Origin of the sequence: Rhizobium sp. BK313 (assembly GCF_014193655.1) — a bacterium.
Lineage (GTDB): Bacteria > Pseudomonadota > Alphaproteobacteria > Rhizobiales > Rhizobiaceae > Rhizobium.
This window is the reverse complement of the sequence record NZ_JACHZQ010000004.1, coordinates 143,898-156,073: the sequence shown is the minus strand read 5'-3', so window position 1 is coordinate 156,073 and position 12,176 is coordinate 143,898. Positions and strand designations below refer to the sequence as shown.

The following is a 12,176-nucleotide window of genomic DNA, read 5'->3' as shown; positions in this document are numbered from 1 at the left end:
GGTCATGTTGAGGAAGGCCGTCCTCTCCCCTGTTTATGAGCAAGGGATCCGATGATATCGCGCCGATGCTGACGGACGCGCGACGCATGAACCCCGACGTTATCCTGCTCAAGAAGAACCGGGGCGGAAGTCGCATTTTTAACCTGAGGACCAACGAGAGCGATATCATTCCCGCTCAGCTATCCGAGACGAAGAATTCGGTCGGGGTGGGCGATCTGTATTCTTCCGTCATCGTAGGTTTCGGGATAGAGAATTGGAGAGAGGCCGCGTGGCGTGGCGCGATGGCGGCTACCGCGTACTCGCAGACGACGTATCCTGATGATTTCCGGAGGGATGTCGCCCGAGGCCTCAAGCTGTCGTTAGAGGAACTTCGTGACCCGGGCGGCACCGTGTTGAGTTCCAACGAAAATCTAAGTGAAATCGAGCTTCGGCGTTGTACGCCGGCGCTTTTTTGCGTCCACTTTCCGACGATCTCGCCGCTTTCGTGACATGTCTGACAAGACAATCGTGTCATGAACTCGAGTTGACTTCAAAAAGTACGCAATGATTTCAATCCGCGATTTTTAAACCGTGCCTTTTATCAGCGGGCTGCTCATCATCCACTCGCTGCGACGAACCTGCGGATTTCCCGGTCTGCGGACTGCAGCAGCTCGAAAGCCCGATAGCGGTTCTTGTGCAGCGTTGCGATCGTGCCACCTGCTGGAGAGAAGATTGTCGAGAGGGCCGACATCGCCTTCATCGCTTCCAGCAGTGAATGATAGCGCCCCGCGGCAACAGCCCCCAGCATCGCTGCGCCCAGCAGCACAGGCTCCTCGGTATTGGCAATCGCAACCGGGGCATTTGTCGTGTCGGCCAGAAGCTGTCGCACAAGATTGCTTTGCGCCGCCCCGCCGCTCGCAACGATCGTACCGATCTCGATGCCATCTTCTGACAACGTTTTCAAAAGCTGTCTGAGGCCATAGCCTATACCGCAAAGGCCTGCGACATAGAGGGAAATCAGGTCGGCGATATCGGTGTCAAGCCCGACGCCGGCGATAACCGCACGGGCGTCGGGATCTGCATGGGGTGACCGGTTTCCGAGAAATTCCGGAACTACATGGACCGACTTTGCAAGTTCGACTGCACGCGCCAAGTCGGGACACATTTCGGTAGCTTGCCCGTCAAGCCATGCGACGAGGGAGAGACCGGTCGTCTCCGCCTTCCCACGCGCCTCGTTGGATGCTGGATGCATCGTGACCAGATGATCTATGGCAGCTCCAGCGGCTGACTGGCCGCCTTCGGTCAGCCAGAGTCCCGGTATCATCGCCGAGTAATATGGGCCCCATACACCATCTACAAAGATAGGATTGTCGCTGGAGGCCATCGAACAGGCCGATGTGCCGAAGACATAGGCGAGCCTGTTTTGCACTTTCGATCGGCCGTCCGCGCCATCCCCTCCGAGCGTGCCGACGCCGCCCGCGTGCGCGTCGATCAGTGCCGCTCCGACAGGGGTTCCAATCGGCAATCCCAGATCAAGGGCAGCAGCCTCGGTGAGCCCGTTTGCGAGCGCCGTACCGGGATCGACAATATCCGTGCCGATTCTCGAAAAGCCTTCTGCCGCCAGTTCTTCCAGGCCGATAGTCTTGAAATACTCCGCATCCCACCGTTTCTCGTGGGCAAGATATGTCCACTTGCACGTGACGGTGCAGACCGACCGGCTCAGTGAGCCGGTCGCACGCCAGGTCAGATAATCCGCGAGATCGAAGAAATGACCGGCAGTGGCGAAGGATTGCGGGAGATTACGCTTCAGCCAAAGAAGCTTCGGCGTTTCCATCTCGGGGGAGATACTGCCTCCGACGTAGCGCAGAACCTCGTGATCGCCGCTGTTGATTTCAGCCGCTTCGCCGGCGGCGCGATGGTCCATCCAGACGATGATGTTGCGATCCGGATCACCGGACGGACCGACGCCAACCGGCGCGCCGTCAGGTTTGACGACGACGAGAGAACAGGTTGCGTCGAACCCTAGTCCGGCGATGGCAGCAACCGGGATTCCCGCCGACGCGACGGCTTCCTTGACGCTGCCGCAAACCGCTTTCCATATCTGTTCGCTGGATTGCTCGACGATGCTGCCGGCCTCATGCCAGATTGTAATCGGGCGCTTTGCGGAAGCCAGCAGATCGCCATTCTCGTCGAAGACACCTGCCCGCGTGCTGCCTGTACCGACGTCGACACCGATAAAATATTGCGTCATCTTCAGAGGTCCGTGCTGTTCGGCAGGATGACGAGATCGCGGATCGTGACATTGCGAGGCCTGGACAGCATGAACAACACCGCCTCCGCCACCTCCGTCGCTTCCATCAATCCGCCTGCCGCGATCGTTTCATCGAGCTTCGCTTTGGGCCAGTCGCTGATCAGGGCCGTGACCACTGGGCCGGGGGCAACTGCTCCGACGCGAATGCCATGTTTGGCGACCTGTCTTCGCACCGTATGGACGAAGGCCTGCACCGCATGCTTGGAGGCTGTATAGATCGGCTCCCAGACGACGGGAACCAGACCGGCGATGGAGCTGGTCATGATGATATCGCCTGTCTTCCTCTCAACCATATGGGGCAATACGGCCTGGACCGATCTGAATGCCGCATTGATGTTCAAGTTCAGCATCCGGTCCCAGGCGTCAGGATCACCATCGACCACCTCGCCGCCAATATAGGAGCCGGCATTGGCATGGAAGATATCAAGCTTTCCAAACCTCTCCAATATTTGCGGCATCATGGTCGCGACGCTGGCGGGATTGGTGAGGTCGATGACCAGAGGGAAGGCCTCGGGACCAAGTTCGGAACACAGGCTCCTCAGAGACTCCTCGGCTCTGTCGATGAGGGCGACGCTCACGCCCTCCTGCAATAGCGATTTGGCGCATTCAAGACCGATCCCCGAGGCAGCCCCGGTAATCGCTGCGACCTTTCCAGAAAGTTCCTGTCTCATATAATTCCTTACCTTGGTCGTTGTATCAGGCCCGGCCATGCGAAACTCTCGACCGGCGCGCCAGCGAGTCAACGATGACGGCAATGGCGAGGACCGCACCCGTAATCATGTAGCGAAGGGCCGAGGACAGATCGAGCATCGTCAGTCCGCTCGCAATCGACTGGATGACAATGATGCCGAGCAGCGCCGAATATGCGCTGCCACGGCCGCCGAAGAGGCTTGTTCCGCCGATGACGGCGGCTGCGATCGCATTCAGGTTGACGTCGCCGGTGCCGGCCTGCTGGCTTGCCGATGCGAGACGCGCCGCCGCGAGCACGCCGCCAAGTGCCGCAAACATTGCGCAGAGAACGAAGGCGCTCGTGTAGATGCGCCGGACGTTGATGCCCGCACGACGCGCGGCCTCACGATTGCCGCCGACAGCGGCCATCGACCGGCCCCACTGGGTCCGTGTCAGCGCATAGTTCATGATGATGGCTAGCGCCACGAACAGCGCGAACATCCACGGGATACCGCGATCCTGATTGAGATAAAAGGCAACGAATTCCAGCGCAACGGTGATCGCAACAGCGCGCGCCACGAGGCCGCCGATGGACCGAGAGGAGAGATTGGCCTCGCGGCGGCGCAGAGCCGCACGATAGCCCGAGACCAGCATCACGATGCCGGGAAGCAGCGCAAAGAAATAGGCGAGCGGACGCGGAATGACCATAAGCTGACCGAAGTTCACGATCGCCGACCCATAGGGCAAGTTGATCGAGCCCGTGGCGCCAAGCAGGTAAAGCTGCATTCCAAGCACCGCCAGCAGACCTGCGAGCGTCGAAACGAAGCTCGGCATTCCAAGGCGATTGAAAAGCAATGCGTAGAGCGATCCGATCAATCCACCGACGACAAGTGCGGCGACAATGGCAACGGCCGCCGGCCAACCCTCATTGACCCAAAGCATGCCGACCATGGCGGAAGCAAAGCCGCTGATCGAGCCCACGGACAGATCGATCTCCCCCACCATCAGGACGCAGACGATTCCGAGCGAGATGACGCCGACCGTCGATGCATCGAAGAGGAGGTTGGCAAGGTTGTTGCTCGAAAGAAAGGTTGGGTTGAGGGTTCCGAAGACAGTCCAGATGATCACCAGGCCGACGATCACCGGCAGCGAACCGAGATCGCCCGAGCGCACCTTGTCGATCGACGAACGGATCGTGCCGCTGAGGCCGGCTTCATGTTTGACGCGAATATCGCTGCGATCGAGAAGCGTCCCCGCCTGTTTGATGTCGCTGGTCATATCTGACCCTCCTGCCCTATCTGCTGCTGTGCCTGACGGCGGCCGGCGCGGCGTGAAACTGCATTTTCGGTGGCGCCGGTGATGGCGCTGACCAGTTCCTGGTTGGAAGCGTCAGGATAGAAGATTCCGTTGTTCCGGCCGAGCCGCAACACGACGATACGATCCGCCACGGCCCGGACGTCTTCCATGTTATGGCTGATCATGACGACCCCGAGGCCACGGTCGCGAACGCGCTCGATGAGGTTCAGAACCTCGGCCGTCTGGGCAACGCCAAGGGCGGCCGTAGGCTCGTCGAGCAGGATAAGTTTCGGCTCCAGAAGCAGTGACCGCGCGATCGCCACCGTCTGGCGCTGCCCGCCGGAGAGCGATGCGATCGGAATGCGGACACTCGGAATGCGGGCCGAAAGCTCGTTCAACAGCGTCCAGGCGCGGACCTCCATTGCGGTTTCGTCCAGTTTCAGCGGGCTAAGTTCCCGCCCGAGGAAGATATTGGCGACGACATCCAGATTTTCGCAGAGCGCCAGATCCTGGAAGACCGTGGCTATGCCCAGATGCAAGGCGGCGCTGGGGTCGCTCAGCGTTACTTTGGAACCACGAAAGGTGATCGTACCAGCACTCGGCTGATGAACGCCGGCAAGGATCTTGACGAGCGTCGACTTGCCGGCGCCGTTGTCGCCGACGAGGGCGACCACTTCGCCCGCATGCACGTCGAGATCGATATCCGTCAGCGCCGACACGGCACCGAAATGTTTGGAGACGCCCCGCAGGCTGAGCACCAACTCGCCTGTCGCGGCTGTTTGGTCGGAAGCGTCAGTCATGTTTCGTGAGCCTTTCTATATGAACGGAGCAGGATGAGTTCCGCTCCTCCGGCCGCTCTCGGGCGGCCGGAGGAATTGGCGGGAGGATAGATCAGTTGCCGATGCCGAGCTTCTTGCAGCCGTCCGCATAACGATCTCCGCAAAGCTGCTCTGCAGTTTGGATCGGCTTGTCGTTGATCTGCTTGTCGATGATCTCGGCCTTCAGGTTCTCGGCGGTAACGAGCGCCGGTACGAAGAGTTGCGTCGGCGTGTCGAAGAGCTTTGTATCGGCCTTCGGCGTTTCTCCCGACAGCAACTGCATCGCGACATTTGCCGCTGCCGCGGCAACGATCTCGCTCGGCTTGGAGATGGTGTTGTATTGGTCGCCGGCAATGATGAGCTGCAGGCCGGCGATTGTCGCGTCATTGCCGGTGACCGGCGGCACCGGATCGACGCCAGCCGCCTTGAAGGCTGCAACGGCTGCACCACCGGTACCGTCATTGGCTGCGACAACGCCCAGGATCTTCTTGCCGAAGCGGGTGATCTGGCCGCTTGCCCATTGCTGTGCCTTCGGCGGCGCCCATTCCGGCGTATCGAACTCGGCAAGCACCGGATAGCCGCCTTCGGCGAGCCCAGCATGGATGCCCTTCTTGATCAGGCCTGCCGCCGCATCGGTCGGCGAACCATTGATCTCCAGAAGGCCGCCATCGCCGGCCTTCACGTTCTTCGCCTTCAGATGATCGACTAGCGATTTGGCAATCATCTTGCCGATTTCCTCGTTGTTGAAGGAAACGTAATAGTCGGCTGCGGCCGATGGGATCGGACGGTCATAGGCAATAACCTTGACCCCCTGACTCTGCGCCATCTTGACGAGAGATGCCGCCGTCGTCGAGTCAACCGGATCGAGCACGATTGCCTTTGCGCCCTGGGAAATCGCGGAGTTGAATTGCTGCTGCTGACGTGAAGCGTCACCATTTGCATTCTGGTAGATCACCTTGCAGCCGGCACAGAGCTTCTTCATTTCCGCCTGGAAACCCGGGTAGTCATGCTCCTCGTAGCGCGTCGAGCTCTGGTCGGGCATCAGGAACGCGACCGTTGCGTCCGTCACCTTCGCGGATTGGGCAAATGCGGACGTGCCGCTTAGAAGGCCGATGGCGAGTGTTGCAGCGCTTGCCAGTTTTAGTGCGAATTGGGTCATTGGATTTCCTCCGCTCCAAATGATAGTTGTTGATGAAGCCTCAGGCCCACATGCTGAGCTCGATGCTTTGCTGTGCAGCCGCCCAAGCAGGTCTGTGGCCATGCTTATCGGGCTGATTTGCGGACAAGGGTTTCCCTTCGGGTCATTTTCGTGCCCGGTTTTTCTTGCCCCCGATTGTCTGGTCTCTCCTCCCGGTCCTCCTTGTTTTACGCGGCCTCCACCGCTCTTACGTTCTGTGCCAGCAATGTTCTGAAGCGTGAGGGCGCCATGCCCTTCTGATCCAGAAAACGACGATTGAAGTTCGAGATATTGTTGAAGCCGGCGGCAAAGCAGATGTCGGTGATCGACATTTCAGCTTCGCTCATCAGCAGGTGGCAGGCGAAATTGATCCGCAGCCGGTTGACGTATTGAACGAGCGCCATGCCGGTATGTCGGCGGAAGCTGCGTGAAAACGAGCTCGGGCTCTGGCCGGTCAACTCCGCGAGATCGGCTTCGCTGAACGGCTCCGTCAGATGCGTGTTGATATAGGCGAGCGCCTGGTTCACGCCAGCCGACATGAAACCCGAAGGATCGGGATGATAGCGGGTGCTGGCGAGAGTACAGGCAGACTGGGCACAGCTTAAGGCATTGAGCACGTTCATAAAAAGCTCGATGCGGCGAATTCCCTTGGCTTCGACCAACTCACCGAGGATCGGCCCGACGAGCGCCGCCGTTTCCTGCGTGAACTGCACGCCGCGGCGGCTCATCTCCAGAATGTCGATACATCCGGAAAGTTCTGGAAAAACCCTGTTCGCGTCAGCAAAGAAGGATTCCGAAAATTGAAGGACCCGGCAGCGTAGCGGCAGGCATGTGCCAGGCGGCACGTCACTTACCCAATTGTGCGGCAGGTTGGGCCCCGTAAGCACAAGGTTTCCCGGCTCGAATTCACCGATGAAATCGCCGACAAAATATTGTCCGGTCGTTGCGACGACATGATGGATTTCATATTCAGGGTGGAAATGCCAGCGGACCGTACGGTAGGGATAGCCGTGTTCCCATGCCTTGAAGGACTCGGCGCTGCCGATTGCGACCACTTCCAAATCTGGATTCATGTAGCCCTCCTGCCCGCACTCGGCTGGATTTCTCCGGCGCCAGCACCTCCTCCCAGAGGCCATCGATCTTTTCCGACGATGAGACTTTACGCGTGGACATTAACGGCCGCTACTACGCCATCGACGTCAGACTGATACTTTTTTGACAATTCTGCGGCGATTTGTTGTTCGATCGCATAGTAGCAGAAGGCAGTCGTCCGCAATGAATAGTTGCTGGTCTGCGTTTCTTGTCTCTGTGCAGCCAGGGGGTCGCAGGTATGGAGAGATGTCCTAGCTCCACCCAATCGCCTTCGGAATTACCGGCAGCGCAAGCGATACGCCGGAGGCGCAAAGCAGAAGGAAGACGATTAGCTTCAGGACCTTGGGCGGCAAGGGTGGCGGCAGGCGTCTGGCCAGTTGGGTGCCGATAGCAACGGTGACGACGGCTGAAAAAGCCGGCCAATAATGGCGCTCTGGAAAGGTGTCGTCCGCGATGACGACGAGAAGACGGATCAGTGCGTTCAGCGCGAAGATTGCGACCAGCGTCTCACGGATGGCGGCGAGCGGCAGCGGCTGGCGGTAGAAATGATAGACCAGCGGCGGTCCGCTCGTGGAGAAAAGTCCGCTCATGATACCGGAGAAGGCCCCATAGAGGACGAAGGAGGAATTCGTCGCCTCCTGTTGCTCCTTCTTGGGCGGGAGAACAAGCTGCAGGGAGGAGACGATAATGATGACGCCGAGGATGATGCGCAGATAGATCAACCCGTTGTTAGCGAGATGATCGAGCAGGAAATAGCCCGCCACCAGCGTCGGCAGGCTGCTGCACAACACAAGAATGAATTCCTTGCCCAATACGTCGCGCCAGCCCTTCATCATCATGATCGTTGCGTTGACCAGCGTCAGTATGCCCGTCACAACGGCCGCATCGCGCAGCGGCATGACGGCCGTGAGACCGACACCGCCCATCAGCAGCAGGCCGAAGGCAAAGCCGGTCAATGTCTGCACATAAGCTGCCACACCAGCCATCAGCACGAAGCCGAGAATTTCAACCGATGTCATTGTTCGACAGCACCTGGGAATACGCCCTCGATCTGCTGCAGCGGCATCAGGCTTTTCCGTCGAGTGTCAGCATCAGGTTGGCAAGCATTGCCGTGCGCGGCGCTACGCTGCTGACATGAATATATTCATCGAACGTATGGGCACCGGCACCGTCAGCTCCCAGGCCGTCGAGCGTCGCGACGCCAAGAGCAGCGGTGAAGTTGCCGTCCGAGCCTCCTCCGGTGCTGACGCCTTCCAACGTGATGCCAAGTTCGGCGGCGATCTCTGCCGCATGGTCGAACAGCTGCCTGCCGCTTTCCGACTGCGCGAAGGGTGGCCGGCTGAGGCCTCCGGTGACCTCGACGGTGATATCCGGATCGACCGGCTTCACGGCCTCGATCTTGCCGAGGATTTCCAACGCCGCCTGGTCGTCGGGCAGGCGCGCGTCGACCTGCATGCGACATTCCGCCGGCACGGTATTGCGACCCGTTCCGCCGCGGATAGTTCCCACGGTCACTGTTATGCCACGCACGGGATCGTTTAATGCTTCGAGTTCGAGCACCAACCGCGCGGCGGCACGAATCGCGCTTCGGCCATCCTGTGGCTTGCTGCCCGCATGAGAGGCGCGGCCGCGCACAATGATGTCGTACATGGCGACACCTTTGCGCGCGACGACGATCTTGCCGCCGTCACGAGCGGGCTCGACCACCAGTGCATAGCGGGCATTGCGGCCATAGGTTTCGATCAGCGCGCGGGAGCTGACGCTGCCCATCTCCTCGTCCGGCATGAAGAGCAGATCGACCGGGAGCTTGGGGCCGGAGCCATGCCGGACCGCGAGCTTCATCGCCTCCAATGCCATCAGCGCGCCCGCCTTCATGTCGTAGATGCCAGGCCCATAGAGACGATCGCCCTCCTGTCGCCAGGGCAGCTTGTCTTTGATCGTGCCGGCCGCATGAACCGTGTCGAGATGGGCAAGGATGAGCGTGCTCTTCTCGTTGCTGCCCGCCGGGCGCGGCGAGCGCACGGCCAGAATATCGCCAAAGCCCATCGTGCCCGGCGTCCGCTCCGTCAGAAGACCGCCGGCCTTGGCGATCTCCTCGACGCGGTCGGCCAGCCGGTTCACGGCATCCGCATCCGGCGTATGGGTTTCCAGTTCTACCCAGTGCCGCAATTCTGCAAGCAGCGCCGCCTGGTCGATATCATCAGGGGAAATGTCGAGGGTCATGGAGGGTATCCAATTCAGAAATCAGGCCGCCGCCCTGCTTACTGCTGCCAGCTCATGTCCATGACGAACATGGCTTCGTTGGGGCTCGGCTGCCATTTCAGATGGCTATTGGCGCCGTAGACAGCATCGCTCTGGTAAAGGCCGATGCCGGGCACATCCTCCCTCAGGATCTCGTAGGCTTTCTGGTAGTCCGCCAGCCGCTTGCCGTTGTCGAGCGTTGAGCGAGCGGAGTCGACGAGGGTGTCGAATTGCGGATTGCTGTATTTCGCCCAACTGCTGCCGGTGCGAAAGAGCGGGAAGATGATGCCATCCGCGTCCTGGCAGGCGCAGGACCAACGGCCCAGCGCGACGCTGCCGGCGTCCTTCGCGTCACCTTGACGGCGCTTCAGGAACGTCGCCTGATCGAGCGAGGTGATTTCCGTGCTAAGGCCGACGTCGTTCAACATCTGCTGGATGGCTTCCACCATCGAGCGGTCATAGGCCGGCGAGGTCAGGAACTCGATCTTCGCCCCTTCGGCACCCGCTTCCTTGATCAAGGCGCGCGCCTTGTCCGGATCGAAAGGATAGCCTTCGACCTTGTCGGTAAAGCCGAAGATCGGTTGCGCGCCGAGGATGTTAACCGGAGACCCGAAGCCCTGCAGCAGCGCGTCGATCAGCGTCTGCCGGTCAATCGCATAGGCGATTGCCTGGCGCACGCGGACGTCCTTCGTCGCCCCAGCCTGGGCGTTGATATAGATATAGCCGACACGCTCGGTCGGAACCGACAGCACCTGCGCATCCTGATCGCTCTTCAGCTCAATCGCCTGATCGGAGGGAAGATCGCGAACGAGGTCCGCCTTGCCGGTCTTCAGGTCGGCGAGACGGGTCGACACGTCGGGCACGGCACGAAAGAAGACATGTTCGAATGGCGGCTTTGCGCGCCAATAGTGGTCGTTGGCCTGCAACTCGGTCTGCACGCCCTTCTGCCATTGCACGAGCTTGTAGGGGCCGCTGCCCATAGGCTTTTGATTGAATTCCTGAGCGCCCACCTTCTCGACATAGGCCTTCGGCACGATGGAAAGCTTGACGAGCTGGGCAAGCAAGGCTGGATAGGGCGACTTCGTCGTCATCTTCACGACGGTCGGGCTGGTCGCCTCGGCCTTGTCGATCTGGTTGAACTGCGACAATTGCGGGCTCTTCAAGGCTGGATCGATAATGCGGTTGATGCTGTAGGCGACATCGTCTGCCGTCAGCTTGCTGCCGTCCTGGAAGGTTACATCGTCGCGGATTTGAAATTCGAGGGTTTTATCGTCGAGATATTTCCAGGACGTCGCGATCTGCGGCACGATCGTACCCGAGGCGTCACGAGTGATGAGATTGTCGAAGATATTGCGATAGACGCTATAGCTGTCTGTGTCCCATTGCAGATGCGGATCGAGCGTCGCCGCGTCGTTCGGAAGGTCTATGGTCAGCGTATCCTTCGTCGACTGGGCATAGGCTGCCGATGCCAGAAGGCCCAAGGCAAGGGCGGCTGCAGATAAAAACCTGAAATGCATAGTCTAGTACCCCTCTTTTATAGCGCGAATTGCATCCCGAAATCTCGCAACACCCTTACCCGGCGCCTGTCGCTTTACTTGCCCGATGCTTGCAAGCCGGCTTCCGCTGCGCAATAGGCGGCAAGTTCCGCGTGGGTGGTAAACCATACGTCGCCTTTGGCCTGCGCCTGGCGGATGATCTCTTCCAAAATAAAAATGCGCGAGCGATGGCCAACATGGTGGGGATGAAGCGTGAGCTGAAAAAGCCCGCCCTCCTCATACGCCACTTCCAGCTCACGTTGGAAAATATCGAGGACCATCGATGGACCACCATAGGGCCTTGCCCCGGTCATGCGATCCATCGCCACATAAGGGGCGTCGTCGCGGATCCACTCCACCGGAATTTCGACGACACCCGTCGGCTCGCCGTCTTCGAGCAGCTCGTAGGGTTCATCATCGGCCATCAGCGAGGAATCGTAGAGCAGGCCCATTTCACGGGCGATCTTCAGCGTATGGGGGCTGAAATCCCAGGAAGCCGTGCGCATGCCGACCGGCCGCACACCGGAAATACGCTCCAGCACATCGGCGGCGCGCAAAGCAAGATCCCGTTCGGTCGCCTCGTCCAGGCGCGAATTGAACTCATGAATCCAGCTATGCATGCCAAGTTCGTGACCCGAGGCCACGACAGAACGCACTTCATCGGCATTGATCATCGCCGATACCGCCGGCATGAAGACCGAGGCAGGAACTGCGTATTTGTCGAGAAGTTTGAGGATACGCGGCATGCCCGAACGAGCACCGTACTGCCCCTGGCTCATGCGGCCGAACGAAACACCGCCGTTACGCAGCTCCATGGTCTCGTGATCGGCATCGAAGGACAAGGCCACCGCCATGCGGGCGCCGTTCTTCCATTTTGCCGGCCTCAGTGATCGCCCGGCGCGGATCTTATTGACGCTCTTCTGCCAGAGATCGTCCGGCCAGAGCCAAGGTTCACTGATCGCCGCTTGCTTTTGCGTCTCGCTCATCGTGGTTTCCATCGCTGCGCCCGTCTTTCGAAGGGTGATGTCTTGCCGGTGTCGTTTTTCCAGGCAAAACTG

Annotated in this window: 11 protein-coding genes; 1 reads left to right on the top strand and 10 read right to left on the bottom strand. The window is 59.8% G+C overall.

Annotated features, from left to right (window positions below; all coding sequences use genetic code 11):
• Nucleotides 1–86: 86 nt before the first annotated feature.
• Complete coding sequence (locus FHT86_RS21055; protein WP_133709424.1) at nt 87–488, top strand: hypothetical protein; 402 nt, start codon at nt 87–89, stop codon at nt 486–488.
• A gap of 107 nt (nt 489–595) precedes the next feature.
• Here the strand turns inward: FHT86_RS21055 and FHT86_RS21050 are convergent, their stop codons facing one another.
• The 10 genes from FHT86_RS21050 to FHT86_RS21005 all read right to left on the bottom strand — a co-directional run bounded on the left by FHT86_RS21050 (nt 596) and on the right by FHT86_RS21005 (nt 12,104).
• On the bottom strand, nt 596–2,230 hold the full coding sequence (locus FHT86_RS21050) for an FGGY-family carbohydrate kinase (RefSeq protein WP_133709423.1): 1,635 nt from the start codon (nt 2,228–2,230) through the stop codon (nt 596–598).
• A 2-nt stretch (nt 2,231–2,232) separates the two neighbouring features.
• Nucleotides 2,233–2,961 (bottom strand): SDR family oxidoreductase, encoded by a 729-nt coding sequence (locus FHT86_RS21045; RefSeq protein ID WP_133709422.1) that lies wholly within the window; start codon nt 2,959–2,961, stop codon nt 2,233–2,235.
• Between the two features lie 25 nt (nt 2,962–2,986).
• Nucleotides 2,987–4,237, bottom strand: coding sequence for a sugar ABC transporter permease (locus tag FHT86_RS21040; RefSeq protein ID WP_133709421.1), 1,251 nt, complete (start codon nt 4,235–4,237; stop codon nt 2,987–2,989).
• The gene (locus FHT86_RS21035) at nt 4,234–5,055 is read right to left on the bottom strand and encodes an ATP-binding cassette domain-containing protein (protein WP_133709420.1); all 822 of its coding nucleotides are present in this window, start codon (nt 5,053–5,055) and stop codon (nt 4,234–4,236) included. Before FHT86_RS21035 ends, FHT86_RS21040 begins: the two co-directional genes overlap by 4 nt.
• A 91-nt stretch (nt 5,056–5,146) precedes the next feature.
• Entirely contained in the window at nt 5,147–6,232 is a 1,086-nt protein-coding gene (locus FHT86_RS21030; protein WP_133709419.1) for a sugar ABC transporter substrate-binding protein, read from the bottom strand.
• Between the two features lie 206 nt (nt 6,233–6,438).
• On the bottom strand, nt 6,439–7,323 hold the full coding sequence (locus FHT86_RS21025) for an AraC family transcriptional regulator (protein ID WP_133709418.1): 885 nt from the start codon (nt 7,321–7,323) through the stop codon (nt 6,439–6,441).
• A 270-nt stretch (nt 7,324–7,593) separates the two neighbouring features.
• Nucleotides 7,594–8,361 (bottom strand): TSUP family transporter, encoded by a 768-nt coding sequence (locus tag FHT86_RS21020; RefSeq protein ID WP_133709417.1) that lies wholly within the window; start codon nt 8,359–8,361, stop codon nt 7,594–7,596.
• Between the two features lie 46 nt (nt 8,362–8,407).
• Nucleotides 8,408–9,565 (bottom strand): M20 family metallopeptidase, encoded by a 1,158-nt coding sequence (locus FHT86_RS21015; RefSeq protein WP_133709416.1) that lies wholly within the window; start codon nt 9,563–9,565, stop codon nt 8,408–8,410.
• 38 nt (nt 9,566–9,603) lie between these two features.
• Complete coding sequence (locus FHT86_RS21010; RefSeq protein ID WP_133709415.1) at nt 9,604–11,100, bottom strand: ABC transporter substrate-binding protein; 1,497 nt, start codon at nt 11,098–11,100, stop codon at nt 9,604–9,606.
• 74 nt (nt 11,101–11,174) lie between these two features.
• Nucleotides 11,175–12,104 (bottom strand): polysaccharide deacetylase family protein, encoded by a 930-nt coding sequence (locus FHT86_RS21005; RefSeq protein WP_133709414.1) that lies wholly within the window; start codon nt 12,102–12,104, stop codon nt 11,175–11,177.
• Nucleotides 12,105–12,176: the final 72 nt, after the last annotated feature.